Source organism: Teredinibacter turnerae T7901, assembly GCF_000023025.1.
GTDB classification, from domain to species: domain Bacteria; phylum Pseudomonadota; class Gammaproteobacteria; order Pseudomonadales; family Cellvibrionaceae; genus Teredinibacter; species Teredinibacter turnerae_B.
The window spans coordinates 2,034,272-2,053,270 of sequence record NC_012997.1 but is presented as its reverse complement, the minus strand read 5'-3'; the positions used below and the strand labels follow the sequence as shown (position 1 = coordinate 2,053,270).

General features: G+C 49.7%; 3 protein-coding genes. All 3 read right to left on the bottom strand.

Features of this window, described 5'->3' with window-relative positions:
* Positions 1–21 precede the first annotated feature (21 nt).
* From TERTU_RS08870 to TERTU_RS08860, 3 genes are read right to left on the bottom strand one after another with little or no spacing between them, the layout of a single operon-like run.
* Positions 22–1,257, bottom strand: a complete 1,236-nt coding sequence (locus tag TERTU_RS08870) for an aminotransferase class I/II-fold pyridoxal phosphate-dependent enzyme (protein WP_015820217.1) — start codon at positions 1,255–1,257, stop codon at positions 22–24.
* A gap of 25 nt (positions 1,258–1,282) precedes the next feature.
* Positions 1,283–2,278 (bottom strand): NAD-dependent epimerase/dehydratase family protein, encoded by a 996-nt coding sequence (locus TERTU_RS08865; protein WP_015818670.1) that lies wholly within the window; start codon positions 2,276–2,278, stop codon positions 1,283–1,285.
* 2 nt (positions 2,279–2,280) lie between these two features.
* Positions 2,281–18,195 (bottom strand): SDR family NAD(P)-dependent oxidoreductase, encoded by a 15,915-nt coding sequence (locus tag TERTU_RS08860; protein WP_228378294.1) that lies wholly within the window; start codon positions 18,193–18,195, stop codon positions 2,281–2,283.
* Positions 18,196–18,999: the final 804 nt, after the last annotated feature.

Here is an 18,999-nt window from a genome sequence, read left to right as displayed (position 1 = left end):
TATCTCCAAATTTTCAAAGCATTAAAGCGAACGATTAGTAGCATCGATCATCTGAACAACACGATCCATTTCTTCATGGGTGTGAGTGGACATAATCGACAACCGCAAACGCTCAGCGCCAGGAGGTACCATCGGGTATTCCATAATGTTGGCGAATAATCCCTGACGGTACAGTTCTTTATTCAACCGATGGACATGCCCATCTTTGTCAAAGAAGACTGGAATGATGCCGGAGTCACCGCGCAAAATTCGAAAACCTGCGTTTTCCAATGCATCTTGCATATAGCGAACATTCGCACGCAGGTTCTGTACGTGGTGTGGTTCGTTGTCAAGGAGGTCTAGTGCCGCATCAATGGCCGCAATCGTCGGCTGGGCAAGTCCAGAGGTAAACAAATAAGGGTAGGAAAAATTACGCAGCAAGAAAATTAATTCTTTACTGCCCGAGACGAAAGCGCCCTGTGCACCCAACGCTTTACTACAAGTCGACATTCTTAAATCGACCTGGCCGATCAAATTAAGATGTTCAAGCGTACCTTTGCCAGTCTCTCCGACGGTACCCACACCATGCGCATCGTCCAGAATAGTAATGACATCGTTGTTGCGACAGATTTGAATATAGCGCTCAAGCTCGATAATAGATCCGTCTACGGAACGCACACCTTCAACGGTGGAAAATATTTGCTTGCCTTCCCCATCCCGGGCTCGAATACGTTGGATAATTCTTTCGAAATCCTCGAGATTTTCCGGGTCAAATGAATAAAAAGGCACGCCCGCCATTTTTATTGCATTGATAACACTCGCGTGACTGTTCTTATCGTAAACAATAACGTCATTGCGATTCATCAGACCGGTGACCCAGCATAGGTTCGCCATATATCCGCCAGGAAGCAGTACTGCGTCATCGTGGCCGGCAAGTTTTGCCAAGCGCAGCTCAAGATCTTTGTGCTGACGCGTGTAACCGGAAAAAGCAGGCGACCCGCCAGAACCGATACCGTACTGGTCCACGGCTTCTTTAACTTTCTGTTTGATATATGGATTATTAGAGAATCCGAGATAGCTGTTCGAGCCGAAAACCAGTACTTCACGAAATTCGTCTGAATGCAGATCTTTGTACTGCATGGTTTTATCGACAGGGCCAGAACCTTGTCGGCCCATCATATAACCGTTATCCAGCTCTTTCAGGTAAAACTCGTATTGCTGTTTCAAACGTTCTTTGAACGGCATGCGCTCAAGTTCGATTAAACCTCGAGAATCCATTGTTTCCCCCTTGGAAAATTCAGATTTATGCGGCCTTTGCAGGCACCATTCCTGTTGATTGATACCACTGAATGCAGGCGCTTAACATGTCTTCCAGAGATGCTTCCCGGTAATCCAATTCGTTAACGGCCTTGCTAGAGTCAAAATAATAATGCCCCCCAAACACGCGCATTCGATAGGCTTCCACAGCGGGTTTGGTATTGATAAGGTAGGGGAAGTTTTCACTCGCCCATGCTTTAAAATATTTGAGCCAATAATTACCACCGGGCCGATCAGACACTTTGCCGAGCAGGCTTTCGATGGTTTCTATATACTGCTTGAACGAGACATCCTCACCAGCAAGGATATATTTCTCGCCAGCGCGTCCCATGGTAAGTGCATTGACGTGCGCTCTGCCTACCTCGCCCGCATGGCAAAAACTGCCCCCACCTGGCGGGACAAATGGAAGCTGATTAAACGCTACCGCTAGCACAATGCGGCCCCATTGCAGGTTGTAGTCGAAAGGGCCAACCACTTCGGCTGGGTTTAGAATAATGGTATCCAAGCCTTTATCGGCAGCCTCCAACAATATGTTCTCTGCCATTTGCTTAGAGATTCCGTAAGGGTTACGCGCCCTAAACCCAGTTAGAGGCACACTCTCATCCGCACGGCGCTGGCCATTGCTACACCCAACTGTCGACGTTGTACTTGTGTATACAAATCGAGTTACACCGTTGGCCAATGCCGCGTCACTGAGGCGACGTGTGCAATCGGCATTGACCGCAATGAGTTTTTCCAATTCCGAACGCTTACAACCCGTAACACCCGCGGTATGAATAACGGCATCAACCTGGCTGGTGATTTCATTTAAAAAATGGTTATCTTCCAAGCTACCGATAACTTTCGTTACGTCAAACTGCTCCAGATATCCCGTATTGGAATTTTTCCGGACCAAACAAAACACTTCGTGCCCTGCCTGCACCAGAGCACTGACAATATTAAGCCCGACGAACCCATTACCACCGGTGACAAAAACCTTCATTCCTACCGATCTCCTTCAGAATCCAATACACGAAGTAAATTCTTCGACTTATTTTCTGTGGGCAATTGCATGGGTAGCGCCGCTGGATTGCGATCAGGTGCAGAAGCCAACCCGGCCATAAAACCCGTAACATAGTGAGCAATATTTTCAGCGGAGCTTTCCAGATAGCCTGCCTGCTGGGTGTGTATTTGCAATTCCACATTATTGTCAGAAACTGTTACATCTATTGCAGCGGCCAATTTAAGTTCGGTTAAAAGTGCCTTAACCATCTCACGCTTTCCAAAGGAAACCATCGATGTACACAAGCTATGGTATTTATGCTCACCCAGACTCAACGTTAATGCATCGCTCGCCACATGCTTGATCATACGTTCTGTTTGGATCGATCTAAGCCACTCATGGGCACGTTGTCGCACTACGCAACCGACTCGGAAGGGCAATAGAAAATTAACGCCATTGGACTGACTGCTTTGTGCAAACTGACACACCTTTTGTTTTCCCGCTCTAGAGAGAAATAAACTCCAGCCAGCGAGAACAAGTGTTTCCAGTTCTATTTCGTACTTATGTGAGAACGCCTGTAACAGCGACAACTGCTCATCAGACAACGTCAATGAAAAGCTTTCCGTTACCGGCTCGACGTTGTTTTTATCGAATTCAATAAACTGGAAAGAACTAATTGCATCCGCCCAGTAATCCGACTTCCAATTGTCATTCGCAAAAATTTGATCGCCCCACTCTTCTTCTTTGCCGACGAGCAGAGACGCAATATCAATAGTAGATTTATCAACGTTAAACCAGGTACCGGTAATAACATTTTCATCCTCTGGCAAGCCGGATTCTTCAGACACATCCAACTCCGCAAATGGCAAAGTACCCGTCAATAGCGATATGGAGGTATTTTCCCGGTGCCACGGATAACCTGGAATTGAGACACGTACGGGTTTTTGTCCCTGGTAGAGCTTGCGCCAATCTATGCTCGCGCCCATCGTCCATAACGCCGCCAAAGTTGGATAATTTTTTTCGTTCAGAAGACTATCCAGATAGGTATTGCCAGACTGATTTGCGACAAGAGCGGCAATAGATGCTGCTTTTTTATTACCTGGCTCGCCTGCAACAACACCTGACTGCTCCAATGAGGGGTTTTCCAGCCAAGCAGCAGCTTTTTGATGAAACATAACCAGCGAATCCACTACAAACACCAGTCGATGCCGCATCGCAACGCGGCCTACTTGTGTGCTGTAGGCGAAGCTGGCGATATTGATGTCGATGTTCTCCTCAGCGAAAACACGCAGTTTCTCCACGTAATCGCGAAGCTGCTCCTGCGTTGCAGCAGACACAAGCACAGGATAGCTGGAGCCATTTTGTGTCGTTTCGCCGACAACCTCGGGTGCAGAGCCAACAACCAGAAATGCATTTGAACCGCCCATTCCGAAGGAATTTATGCCAGCGTAGTAGACGCTATCCTTCGCCCAGGACTTCAATTCACGCGGTAACACGAAGGGAGAGTTTTCTTCCTCATAAACAGTATTCGTCTGCTTGAGATTGGCGCATGGGGGAATGGATTGGTGTTGCATACTGAGCAACACTTTTATTAGTGAACATACAGCAGATGCAGCTTCCATATGGCCCAGGTTAGCTTTAGTACCCAGTGCGCAGAAGTTGCGTTTTTGCGACGTCTGTTGCAGCGCCATTTCCATCGCTTTTAGCTCAATCGGGTCGCCCAGCTCAGTGCCCGTGCCATGACATTCGATGTAAGAAATGTTGTCACCACTCAAGCCGGCAATACGAATCGCTTCTGCGGCAGTGTTTGCCATATCACGCAGATTCGGTAAAAACTGCCCGGCGCCTACCCCGGCATGGCTTACTTGGCTGCTCTTCAGTACACCGTATATATAGTCCCCGTCAGCGGCAGCATCCTCCAGTCTCTTGAGTAGCACTACACCGGCACCTTCACTCGGCACCAGGCCATTGGCATGTTCGTCAAAAGCCGCCTCTCTACCGGTGGGTGAGAGCACTTTCATATCTTGCAACATAAGGTATTTACTGGGGTGCAAGCTCACGTTAACACCACCAGCAATTGCGTACCGACATTCCTGCACGAGCAAAGCGTTGCGCGCTAAATGAATGGCCGTAGCCGACGAAGAGCACGCAGTTTGAATCGACATGCTCGGACCATGAAAATCGAAAAAATACGATAGTCGATTCGACAATTCACTTCCCACTGCACCTGGGCCAAAGTAGCGCTGTTTGCTATTCCAACCATCCGCAACAACGCGGGAAAAATCGTCGCTCATCGAACCAACAAACACGCCGACGCGGTCGATGTTGAGTGTATCTGGTGTGTAAGCGGCGTCTTCGAGTGCCGCCCATGTCGACTCCAACATTAACTTAATTTGCGGGTCAAGTTTGCAAGCATCATCCAAAGGGATCTTGAAAAATTCGTGATCAAATTCATCGAGACCATCAATGAAACTGCCCCATTTACTAACCGCTTTATTAACCACCTTGTCGACTCGCGACGCGTAATAGGCTGATGCAGGCCAGCGGGATTCTGGTATCGCGCTAATGGTGCTCTTACCGGACGCGAGCACTTGCCAAAACTCGGCTAATGTTTCAGCACCAGGAAAGCGGGCTCCGATGCCGATGATCGCAATATCACCACTCACACCAGCCCGTCCGCCATTGCCGAGCAAACCGCTCTTCACTGGCATCTTCACGGAGAACTTAGCCGCAGGGGGCAAAATTGCTCGCATGGTCGATGACGGCTTCGCGGCAGTGCTCGCGGGCACAGGAGCAGCGTGCGCTGTCGACTCGCTACTCTCTGGCAAGCCCAATAGGTTGGTGAGCTCAGTGCTATAATTTTTTTCGAGGAATTCCGCTAGTTTCGCCAGGGTGTCGTGCTCGAACAATACGGTTTTCGGCAACTTATTAAATTGCTTTTGCAAATTATTTTGCAATTCCATGAGCATGACTGAGTCCATACCAAAGCCTTCAAAACGGGTATGGTTGTCAACTTTTTCAACGGCGATTCGAGTTACGGTAACCACGTGATCACGCAGAAAATCAAACAACGCGCTTCCAGGACTTCCAGACATAGACGCTCCATCAGGTGTGGCAATCTGTGGTTTGGGATTGTCGGCGGGCGCGGTCAGCAAAGTCATTGCCGCGGCAGGTTCTCTATCAGTCGAAATTAGAGTTTCAGTTACCGCTTTGCTATGCACCTCTGGCAGCGCATCCGCCACCCTTAGATACTGTTGTAATTTCTGGATTTCTCCGGAAGCGACTAAGAGGTTCGCGTGTGGCAGGCTGAGCATTGATTCGAAGGCTTCCAGCCCCTGTTGCTCATCCAGAGGTTGTATGCCGCTAAAGTCGAAAAACGCACGTTGCTCCTCAGGAATTTCCATTCCACCCTCATTCCACAACGGCCAATTGATTGACAACCCGCGATCGCTCGCTCGTTGCGCACGTAACGCGATATAGGCGTCAAGGAATCTGTTCGCACAGGCATAGCTACCTGAGCCAAGATCCCCAACAAGCGCGGAAATGGAAGAAAACACGACGAAGAATTTCAAGCTTTCGCCAGCTGTAGCCTGGTCCAACGCAATGGTGCCTGCAATCTTAGGCTCCATAATTCGAGCAAAGTCAGACATTGACTGCTGAAGTAGATTTTTTGAATCTGCGACCCCAGCACTGTGAATTACACCGTCGAGCTTGCCGTAGGTTTTAACGCAATGATCAACCAGCCTTTTCGTCGCATGCGGATCACTTATATCAGCAGGGAAATAGGTTGCGCTGGCACCGAGCTGCTGCAATTCAACCAGCGATTTCAGCGCATTGTCATTCATGGCGGAACGACCCGTGAGTACAATGTTCGCACCATAATGTTTTGCTAAATAACGCGCGAATAGCAATCCGAGTTTACCCAACCCTCCGGTTATTAAATAGCAGCCGCCTTGTTCGAGTGGCAGGTTTCGTTGAGAGCTAGGCGACGCTGAGTACAATCGGCGCACGCGTCGCTCCCCCTGAAGATACTGGACTTCATCGGCATTATTCGCTGTATAGCCCGCCTCCTGGATATAAAAGAGTGAAGGTTGCAGGCCAGAAGCATCAGTCTCAGCACCCACCGTAACCAACCGGAAGCGGTGATTTACCGACAAGAGTGATTTAGCAAAGCCTGCGGCTGCTTCGCCTATGCAGGTGGCGACATCGTTTCGGATACTGTAGCAAACGACAATTTTGCAGCTGCGCAGCGGATGCACCTTTTCTAGGACTTGTATCAAAAGCGCAAGGCGCAACAGCGGGGCTTGGACTGAATCATCCGACTCAAGCCCATCTGCATTAAACAAAATCGCCGTCGGTAATCCACGATAATTTTCCAACTGGTTCAGCACATCGGTAATTGACTCTTCGTCACATGCCGCAAACCAGTTATCCTGATCGTTATCCATTTCGGTGATCCCGGAAAACGCCAAATGCGTAAAAGTACCGGAATATGCCGACGTCAATTCACCAGCCTGACCCGCCTCAAAACCAACGGAAAGAAGGGACTCAACGGTTGAATTGAGCTGTGCATCCAAAGGCGCAGGTTGCCAGCGATATTCAAAAATACTGGTTGAGCTGGAAGAACCTTTCACGAATGAGCGAGCGGTGAAATTATGTAGCTTCACCAGCACTTTGCCCGCTTCGTCGGTAACGACTATTTGATACTTTTTCATCTCAGCGCCGGGCTGAGAGTCGTCCGCGAGTGTTGCGTACGCAAAACATTTTTGTGGCAAAGGGTGGCGCACGTCCACCTGCTCAACACCAAAAGGTACTATTGGATGGGAAGGCATCTGTCCTGCAGGAAAATCTGCGGCAAGCCCGGTTCTTACTGCCGCATCCATCAAACAGGGATGCAACACAAAATCGACCAACGATCCTTTAAAGGCGTCAGGTAAAACTAATTCTGCAAGTGCTTGCCTGTCGCCGATGCGGTACCGTTTTTGGGTAACGCGATAACTGTCACCATAAGCGAAACCCATCTCGGCAAATTCGCTATAAATAGCATCGTGGTGCTCTTCTAAATGAGCAGCATTTTTTAACGCGGTGAGGTCCAGCCATTCATCTTCCAAAACCACGTTCGCTTCGACAAAGCTCACTTCGCCATCGCAATACACGTGTGTGTTATCAGCGGCATTCGCGATCGTGAAATTCAACGAGTCATCGCCTGCTGTCATCACAATGTCTACGTCTTCCGCTTTTCCACGGATTTCGATGGGCTGTGCCCATAATAAATTTTGAATAGTCGCGACCCGGTACTCGCCTCCCATGCTCTGCTCCGCGCAGGCACGCGCAATTTCCAGGTAGGCAACCCCTGGCAGTATCACCCGCGGTTCACCGGTATTTACAATGTGATCGGAGAGATAAAACTCGGTCCCCAAAAACGTTTTCTTAAAACGCTGTGTAAACAGCGTTGAACAGTTTTTGTCGACCAAAGGATGTAAGCCTGCGTCATTGCTGACCTCACTATTAGCGACTTCGACCCATACCCTCTGATCGAGAAATGGCTTCGCAGGGAACGAAACCTTGCGCAGGTAGCGCGTACCCAGTGTAGAGACTTCAGGGAAAAGATGAACAGTTAGCGATTGCCAATCCACATCTAACGAAGACACCCAGGCCATCGCTAATCGGTCAACCTGCGACTTGGCAATAATGCTGTCCAGCAGTTCGCGGCGCTCGTCAGCATCAATTATTTTATTCAAGTCCTGTCCGTGCAGGGCGTTTTGTGTTTTTAGCGCCTTGTGCTCTTGCTCGTTCAGGAAACAATTTAACGCATCCAGCAACTCGCTCCAGGAATGAGTAACCACCACCAGACGTACGGCCAGTTGGTCGCGACCGATTTGAGAGCTGTACGCTAAACGATGCAAAAATTCCGGAGTTCGATCATTTTGCTTCGCCAGCCAGCTCACAACTGTATTGGCATAAGCTTGCAGACGCGGATAATCGTCCGCAGACAACAGGAATAGGACAGGCCTATCAGCATTTTGCAGGCTAACAGGTTCATGAATAAATTCTTCAACCAACACGTGCGCATTTGAGCCGCCCGCGCCAAATGAACTGATCCCAGCGCGACGCGGAACAACGCCATCGCTCTCCCACGGCAGCAATTCTTGTGGCACCTCCAGCGGAGTTCCAGAAAAATTAATATTTTTATTCAGCTCAGATGAATGCAGTGAAGGCGCAATCTTGTTGTGTTTGAACTGCAACAGTATTTTTGTGAGTGCAGCAATGCCGGCAGCTGATTCGAGGTGCCCGATATTACTTTTAACGGAGCCAAGTATACATCGGTAACTGTCCGGAATATTCCCACCCGCATGATCCTTCAGTGCACGCGTTAACCCCGCCACCTCAATGGGATCGCCCAGTGACGTACCTGTACCGTGCGCTTCGATATAAGAAATTGAGGAAATATCCCAATTAGCTTGAGCTAGGGCGGATTTAATAACGGCCGTCTGGGCTTTCTGGCTGGGAACGGTATAGCCATTTGTTTTTCCACCGTGATTGAGTGCTGTCGCATGGATCACACCATAGACCTGATCGCCTGCTTCAATCGCTTTGCTTAATGGTTTAAGCAGAACAGCGCCAACACCTTCACCTGGAACATAGCCTGTGCCCCCTTCACCAAAAGAGCGGCAGCGACCATCACTCGACAGGAATTGCTCCTGGGCAAGCAACTCGTATTTTAACTTGTGCGTTGCCAGGTTAACGCCACCGGCGATGGCTATATCACAGGCGTTGTTGTGAATGTGTTGACATGCCACTTGTAGTGCCGTGAGCGACGAAGAGCACATAGTGTCCAGCGCCATGCTCGGGCCGTGTAAATCAAAGGTATAAGAAACGCGGTTCGCAATTGACGAGAACGATGACGCCGGCTTGCCATATTGCAACTGCTGTTCAGAAACGTCCGTGTGTTCGTATAGCCCCCACATCACGCCAACGAAAACACCAACGGTATATTGCGATAGATTTGCCCGTGGAATGCCTGCATCCTCAAGACACTGCCAGGAGGTCTCCAGAAATAAACGTTCCTGCGGATCCATTTTCTCAGCTTCACGCTGAGTAATTCTGAAAAAGTCTGGATCGAACTGATCTACCGCACCGAGGAAGCCACCCCATTTGCTGTATACCTTGCCTTTTTCTGTGCGGTCTTCACTGAAGTGCGCATTAAAATCCCAACGATCTCTCGGCACTTCGACGATACAATCGCGACCTTCTGCCAGATTGCGCCAATAGTCGTCCAAGTTGTCGGCTTGGGGATAACGGCCAGATAAGCCGATGATGGCAATATTTTCCTGAACCGCAACACCGCCAAACCGATGTCCGCCACGACCACGTCGCTGCGGCGTTCTTGGTTGTTGAGGCAACTTGGCGGCCGGCTGGAGATTATCCTGGCCTGGCGACATGGGATCGTCAGATTCAGAGTCCGGCAATACACCGCCTACTGCGGTAATACAGTTTCTGAGCGTAGAAAATTTAAATATTTTATGCTGGGGAGCATCGGGGAAGAGCGCTTCAAGACCTGCATCAATACGCATGGCTGCAACCGCATCCAGACCAAGGTCGCGAAGCGGTGTGTCAAGCACAGTGTCTGTTACTGTGCAGCCAAGCTCTCCCGCGAAGAGTTTTAGCAACGACTCAGCACGTAATATCGCTTGCTCGAATTGATTGCCAGCGCCCCCGTCAACCTCTTCCGCAACCGGTGTAGAAACCGCCTCGGTCGCGACCACTGGCGACGCTACAACCACGGCCTGGGGGATCTGAGTTCCGGTTCCGGGTGAGAGCTTGGCGCTAATATCCGCAGCGTGGTTTTCCGTAAAATACTCAGCGATTCCCGCCAAATCCTGGAATTCGTAGAACAGTGTCTTGGGCACGTCTTCGCCAAACACCGCTTCCATTTTTTCATTCATCGACATGATGAGAACAGAGTCGACACCATACTTTTCCAGCGGGGTGTCTATATCAATATCCGGCTCTGGCATTTTCGTAGTTTCCGCCAACGCCTTGCGGAGGAAATCCGTCACGATGGACAGGGCATCTCCAGCATTAGGAGAAACTTCTCCATTGGCAACCTCTGCGGACTGGACACTGACAGACGCCTGCACCGCTGAGGGTACGGGCGTAGCGATTGTCGGAGCCGAACCGGAAAAATGCTCGCTGTAGTTTTCTTCGAAAAACTCTTTGAGTTCGCTGATACGCTGATATTCAAAAAACAACGTTTGAGGAATATCATCGCCGAATTTTTCACGCAAGCGCTCATTCATCGACATGATCATTACCGAGTCTATGCCATATTTTTCCAGCATGTCATCAGGGTCGATCTGCGATTCCGACATTTGAGTCGCGCCGGCGACCAAGGTGGTGAGAAACGCGACCAGATCAGGCTTATCACTAACTTGTGGTGTAGCGACAATGGGAGCTTGATGTACAACCGGCGCAGGCTCAGGCTTTTTGAGCGCAGCCATGGTGCTGGCATTTTTTCGCGCAGATGAAGGCTTGGTTTTAGTACCCGCAAGCCGGGCAACGTTTTGCACCGTAAAACCTTTCAAACAAACTAGTAACTCACCGCGGGCATCCCGTATATCTACATCGTAGCTTCGGCGATGATCTTGCAAACTGCCCTGCTGCAAACGGGCGTGAACACGGCACAATCCGGTTACAGGTTTTCGTAGAATAATTTGCTCTACCGCGACAGGCAGCGGCATACCCTTGCCAATAGCGAACCCCCCAACCGCGATAGCGACTCGAATTGCACCGTCCATTAATGCGGGTGTTAGCGTGTAAACGCCGACGGCTTCCGCTTTGGGAACAACGGTACCGAGCACTTCGGTTGCAGAATAATGCAGCGTTTCTATGACCTGAAAACTGGCTCCAAAATTAAAGCCCAACTGAGCAAATGCGGTATTAATATCCGCATACTCTATTTTAGTGCCGCGTGCTTCGAGCGCGCTGTAGTCAGGCTTATCTATTGCCGCATCAAACTTGCGTGCTTCGGATGCATCGCACAAACCAGCAATTAACAGGCGGCCGGTACACACTATTTCCCGTTCGTCGTCGCCAGTGAATATTTCAAACTCGACTCCGTGGTTATCGATGTAGAGGCCGGTTTTAACAATAACCGTCTCATCAGTATCGACGATAATTGGCTTAAGCCACTGGACGTTACTGAATCCTAGGATTTCACTATCAGTTGCCTGTTGCGCCGCTTCTAATACCATTTCGAGATAGGCCACGCCCGGCAATACACTGCTATCGCCCACCTTGTGATCGCGCAAATAGCTGGCTGATGGCTGCAACCACTTTTCAAATAGCTGTTCATCAAAAGTCGATATATTTCTATCGATCAATGGCGACAAACAGGCGACCGACGACGTAGTGCCATCGAAGGGAGCATGTTCTATCCAATAGCTGGATTTTTCAAACGTGTACCCGGGCAACGAAATTCGCTTAACCAGATTCGGGTATAATCCGGACCAATTAATTTCATTGCCGGTTAGCCATTGGCGTGTAAGGGAGATTAAATTGCGGTTGTTAATTGCATCGCTGGCCGAAAGTGAATCCAGCTCTCCTTGCCAGGCAAATTTTCGATCTCGTTTTCCCCACCACGAGCCAGGCGCTTCTCGGTTTGCCGAAAACGCGTTCAGCTTCTCCGAAAGATCAGCAATAGTGGTTGCAATAAATGCTAATCCATAATCAAGATCGAGTCGCCCCATGTGAAGCGTGTGGGCAATTTGTTCGAGTGTAAAGCCCGGCTCGTTCGCAACTCTTTCTGCAAGTTCAGCGGTGAGCATTCGCAGTGTTTTTTCGTTGCGGGCAGAAACCATTATCAGCTGGGGTTTATTGTCTACCGTAAAGCTGCGCTGCTCGACGTATTCCTGCAATATCAAATGGCCATTCGCACCACCGGCGCCAAAGGAGCTAAGCGCTGCGAGACGAGGCTCACCATTGGGGCTCTCCCAGTCGCCGAGTGTTTGTTGTACAACGAACGGGCTGGTCTCGATTTTTGCGTATGGATTTAATTCCGCCGAGTGCAATGAAGGCGCGATTTTTTTGTGCTGTAGCTGCAACAGTATTTTGATAAGACCGGTGACCCCAGCCGCCGCTTCTGCGTGGCCAAGATTCGATTTTGCCGACCCCAAAGCGCAATACTGTGTGTCAGTCTGTTCAAACGCCTTGGTTAAACCTGCCACCTCAATCGGATCACCAAGACTGGTGCCGGTACCATGGGCCTCGACATAACTGATTTGACGAGGATTAATGCCAGCGGATTGAATTGCATCTTTAATCAAGGCCGCCTGACGATTCGGGTTTGGCACCGTAAAGCCACTGGTGCGGCCACCGTGGTTAATCGCTGTGCTTTTTATAATTGCATAGATGTTATCTCCATCGCGGAGAGCGTCGACCTTGCGCTTGAGAATAACCGCACCGACCGCCTCCGCAGGCACATAACCATCACCGCCTACACCGAAACTGCGACAGCGACCATCGCTCGACATAAAACGTCGGTTGGACAGCAGCGTATATTTTGCAGGGTGGAGTGAGAGGTTCACACCACCAGCAACACCTGCGTCGATCTCACCCTTGTGCAGCGCATCAATCGCCAAATGAATTGCAGTTAACGAAGAGGAACAGGCGGTATCTATCGTGATGCTGGGCCCGGAAAAATTAAACTGATAAGAAATACGGTTGGCGACCGCCCAGTAATAGGAATGCGGCGTGGCGCGCTCGCTCGGTGCGTTGTCTTCAATCCCATACAGGTTGTAGTCGCCCCACATAATGCCAGCGTAAACACCTACCGGGCTGTCGTATATACCGCGTGCGGGTGCCAGCAATTCAGGTCGGTAACCCGAATCCGCAATCGCCTGGGCGACAGTTTCCAAAAACAGCCGCTCATGCGGATCCATTTCTGCGGCTTCTTTTGGTGAAATGCTGAAAAATAGTGGATCGAATTCATCGACTTTGTTGATAAAGCCGCCCCACTTGCTATACGTGAAACCGTTTTGCGGCGTACCTTCTAAAAAGAAGCGCTCCATATTCCAGCCACGTTCCGCTGGAATTTCAGTGACACAATCGACACCCGCCTTGAGGTTCTCCCAAAATTTGGCAGGGTTTTCGGCCTGAGGAAACCGCCCAGACATACCGACGATAGCCACATCGCGATCTTGCGGTGTGGAAGGTGCCGCGCCACTGGATAAGTGTTGTGATGCAAATCGTGATTTTACTGGCGGTACTTTCGCTAGAGCTGCAACCTGCTGCGTTGGCGCTGTCGTTGGGGCTGAAGTCTCGCCGCCAAACTGCGCCCCGTATTCCGCAAGAATAAAATCAGACAAATCATTTAGATTTTGGTATTCGAAAAATAAGGTGCGCGGCAGTCCTGCAAAGGTTTTTTCCAATGCGTTAACCATATCGATCATCACAACCGAGTCGAAACCAAACGCTTGGAAACTACTATTGAGATCAAAACGATCTTCGGGCAGTTTTAGCTCCGCTGCGAAAACTTTACGCAAGAAACCAAAAACATCTTCTTTACTTGCTGTACCCTGAGCGCCGGACACGGTTTTGGCTTGGGTCGTGGCAATTGCGCTCTGATGTGCGTTTTTAACCCCAAGCACTTCACATACTCGGGATTGATCACCTTCGAGCACGGCCATTTGCGGTATTGCATTGGTAACTGCAAAATCGAGCGCAGCGAGTCCTGACGGGTTGGAAAGCGGTGTGATACCAAAATTTTTGAAAAGGATTTCTTCTTCCTTTTCACCGAGCTGCATTCCACCATCTTTCCAGTAAGGCCAGTTAAGTGAAACAGCAATGCCGGACCGCTCGCCATTGACGGACATGCGGTTGCGATAGCGACTGAAGCAATCCTCAAATGCGTTGCCGTACCCGTAATCGCACTGCCCGAGATTCCCAAAGATTCCGGTAACCGATGAAAACAGAACAAAGACGTCCAGCGGCTGATCTTTGGTGGCCAGATCCAGCGCTAATGTACCCCGCACCTTTGGCCCAAGCACTCGTTGAAACGCATCCAACGATTTTTTAATGATGAAATTATCTTCAATGACGCCGGCGGAATGAATAATTCCGTTAACGCCATGGCCATCGGCGTTGATTGATTCGACCCAACGACAAACTGCGTCAAAATCTGCCGCATCCCCCTGCAGATAACTCACCTCAGCGCCATCTGTGCATTTTTCCCGCAGCCCATCCAAACGGCCGTCTTTTAGTGGCGAGCGCCCGGTGAGATAAACCTTTGCGCTATAAGTTTCCAACAAATAACCCGCAACCAGCAGCCCCAAAGCCCCCAGCCCACCGGTTATGATATACGCCCCCCCCTTCTTAAAGCCGATGTGAGATGGCTCCGCACTAAGCTTGTCGAGTGATGCGTATTCGTTAAAGCGATAAAATTCTCGCGCAAACCGCTGGTTTTGCGCGTACGCGAGATCAACGCGTTGATCGTCCACATACAGCTCATTAACGATTTGCTGCTGGATACTTTTGTCTGTGAAATCCAATGATTCCAGCAACACAGTCCGACCGCTGTAGGTGGGCTTCTCAAGGCGTATGGTCTTATAGAAGCCGCTCAACCCTTGGACCAACGGGCTGCCGTCTCGGTAGTTCCCTGCAGCGACACTGACAAAGCGCAACTTACGAACCGGCTTAAATGCCGCCTTAACCACGCAAAAGAGAGTTTCCGCTAATAACGTGGCGTCATTCAAACTCGCGGCGGAGAAATCCGACACGGCGGTAACGTGATGCAGGAACAGTACTCTTTCTGGCAATAAGGATTGCGCTTTTAAGCTCGCAAACACCTGCTCCAATTGATCTAGCTGAGTACCCTGCGCAGTGAAATGATTATTGGGTAAGGTGGCAAAATCAGCGCCCAGACCGAGAGATGCCCAGCGAACACCATCAAACAGTGAGGACTCACGCAGCTGTGCAAGCGCGGTTTCACACTCGGCGTGTTCAGCAACCAATAACACAACCGACTTATCAGCGTTCACTGAAGGCGTGTCGACCAGATCCCAGTAAGGCGCATAGTAGCTGTCATTGTCAGAAACCAGATTCGGTTCGGCCAGACTGTGTGCAACCGACTCCAGCGCCGGGGCATCACCGTCAGCCGCACTCGGTGCTGTCGATCTAACGAGCTCGCGACAATTCAGACCGCTAATCCGCACTACTGGTAATACACTTCCAGCCCCAGGTTCTTCGTTGAAAAGCGCTATGTCGACTTTAATTGTATTTGTAGCTTCACCTGCAGCGTGGGCTTCCACTAAAGCAAAGCACCGACTCTCAAGCCTGCCATTGAGCACCAATTCGTCAATGGCAAACGGGAGTACAGTACTCTCAGCGGCCTTGTCGCCTCCCAAACCAGAGAGAAGAGAAACTGCAGCCTGAAGTGCCCCGTCCAATAAGGATGGGTGCAAACGAAATTGTTGCGCTGTTTTTTCTGCTGCCGGAGGCAGAACCAATTCAACAAGTGCTGCGCCGTCATTTACGCGATAGCTGGCGATAGATTGATGGGTAATACCGTAGCCAAATCCACAGTCGGTCAAAAACTGGTAAACCGCATCTGACTCAATGGGGGAAACAGAAGCGAAGTTTTCATCAACCTCAAGCTGCTCATTGACTTGCTCGATAATTGCAGCTTCGCCTTCGCAGTTGGTGTCGACCACCCCAGACTCGAATCCGCTGACGACTTCAAAGCTGACACTTGTTAGAGGTTCTGGAACACGAAACCCTGGCGGTGTAGGAAACAATTTAAACTGCACACTAGCCGCTAGGTCGTTGCTGATAAACGGGCGCAGAAATACGACATCGCGCAACTCAATGCTCAGTTGCTGGGTATCTAAGTCCAGCTCGGACGCGCGTACGAGTGTGTCGCATGCCATTTCCAGATAGGCAGCGGCGGGAAGTATTTTCTTTCCTTGTACCTGGTGATCCCGGAGGAAAAATTCACGCCCCGTGAACAAACTTGTATAACGCTGCTCATCAAGGTTAGAAGTGTTTTCGTGCACAAGCGGATGCAGCATTGCACCTGCTCGCGACACCTGGCTTTCGCCCTCCCCCAACCAATAGGATTGCTGATCAAAAGCATAGGTTGGCAACGCGGTGCGGACCCATTTGGCACGCTCGTGTAGTTTTGAAAACGCAATATTTGCACCGCGCAAATACACATCTCGCAACGCGCTTAAGCTTTCCGCAGGAACAGATTTTTTGCTGGAGGATGCAATGTTTGCAATAAGCTCAATCGACTCTTCGGTCGCCTTTGCTATTGCTTGTGCATCATCTAGATTAATTATCGAAGTACAGTTGTCGCCACCGCCCAAATCATCAGTCAATGCAGCGAGTAGCGCATCCAGATCGTCAACAATATAGGCACTGCGAATAGTGTGGTGATCACGACCAACAGACAAAGTCGCCGCGATATCTAGTAACCGGTATTCGTTTTCGCAACTCGCCAGCCATTGCTTAAGTTGGCGCTTAATTCCTTCGAGACTCGACTGGCTTTTAGCGGAAAGCACTATAAGCTGGGGGCTGCTGGCCAACTTACGCATCGGCTTCAATTTCGGCGGCTGCTCGAGCACTATATGCGCATTGGTGCCACCAAAACCAAACGAGGATACGCCCGCGCGCAACGGCGATTTCGCATTTTTTCTATCGCTGTGTGACCAGGGTTGCTGATCCTGCAGAATTTTGAATGGCGAGCCCGATAAATCAATTCGCGGATTTAACGAAGTATAATTGTGCAGCGGCGCTAAAGTCTCATGCTTGAAAGAAGCAAGCACTTTGAGAATGCCAGCAATACCTGCAGCCGCCTCAAGATGACCAATATTTGTTTTTACTGCGCCAAGAAAACATGTGAGATTTTCAAGCGCCAGACCCTGCTCAGCGGCTAGTGTCTGGTATGCTTTGCGCAAGCCCTCGATCTCAATTGGGTCGCCTTTCGGTGTGCCGGTGCCATGGGTTTCGATATAGTTAACTGTGTCCAACGGTACCTGCGCACGCCTGTGAGCAGCGCAAATTACCTCGGCTTGTGCGTCCGGGCTCGGGTAAGTCAAAGTGTAGGTTTCACCGCAGTGGTTGACCGCGCTGCCTTTGATAACGCCGTGGATACGGTCACCATCTGCAATAGCCTTCTCCACTGGCTTAAGCAATAAAAAAGCCGCTCCTTCGCCACGCACATAGCCATCGGCAGACGCATCAAACGTATTACATCGGCCTGTAGGAGAAAGCATTCCCATTTTAGAAAAGGATATATGGCGAGTGGGCGTGAGAATAAAATTAACACCGCCAGCAATCGCCATTTCGCAATCGCCAAATTCGATTGCCTGAATTGCGCTGTGAATCGCGTTGAGAGACCCCGAGCAAGCGGTATCGATCGGAAAGCTCGGGCCCTTGAAATCGAAAAAATGGGAAATACGGTTGGCCAATATTGTGGAAGCGGTGCCAGTGGAATGATGGGCCTCTACGCTTAAATCCTGACTTTCCTGTAGCTCTTTATAATCATGATTAAAGACGCCACAAAAAACGCCCGTGCTTGAGCCACGAAGGCTTGTCGCGGCGATTCCTGCGTCTTCTAGGCAGGCCCACGCCAACTCAAGCGCCACGCGCTGTTGTGGGTCCATGGTGGCGACCACTTTCGGCAACAAGCCAAAAAATTGCGCATCGAATTTATCGACGCCATCCACGAACCCAGCCCACTTACTCAGGCTCTTGTTGCGCTCTTTTTTGGGGTCACCCCAGTAGGCTTTCCAATCCCAACGAAACGCGGGTATCTCGCTTATAGATGCCTTTTTGGCGATCAGATTTTCCCAAAATTGTTCCAACGTTTCGGCTTGGGGAAGCTTGCACGCCACACCGATAATTGCGATATCCATCATAGCCCCTGGTGATTTACACACTGTTTTTTACGACCGACTTAATCTAGGCAAATTTCAGTTTTTATATTAAAAACAACTTTTTACAGGCAATAGAAAGCCTCACCGCAGCCATGAACTGCAGCCAAACCTTCACCGATTACCTTCTTGAAATTCGAGTCGCGGCATTTACCGCCAACCAGCTAGAGAAATGGCAGACAGCCTCACGAGCTGGCAAATAACCAATATGGGAATTCCGGTACGCGGGACTAGAATCCTCGCGACAAAATTACCGGCAGCCATAATTTATATTGGTTTTTTAGAGTCGTTCTTATCCTTAGCTTTCCTTACTTCACATCCATCTGAACATCAGAGATACGCGCACCCCCTGAAAGCGAGGCGCATGCTAACGGGATATTATTACCGTTCAATGAAGAATCCGCTGGGCAGCTTATGCCCACAAACAGACTTACTATCAACGGTATCCCAGCCACCCCAGCACCAATAAACTTAACAATTGAAATATAAAATGGTGCCGTTATTACTGAACAAAAAACCGCATGTAGCATTAGGTGCGCACCTTACACCAGCCGAAGATAAATTTCCAAAAAATAAAAAAACTTTTTTTTAGAACGCAACTCGAAAACATCGACAGCTTCACAAATTTATACACCCTCACCCACAAGAAAAACTTAACAACACTCTCATTCACAATTAAACTGCCTGCCCCAACAAAACCGATAAAAATGAAAAATTAATGCAACACGAATCACCTATAGTTTGCGCACCTTTAAAATCAAGCGAGCCAAAAAATGTTTTACGCGCCAC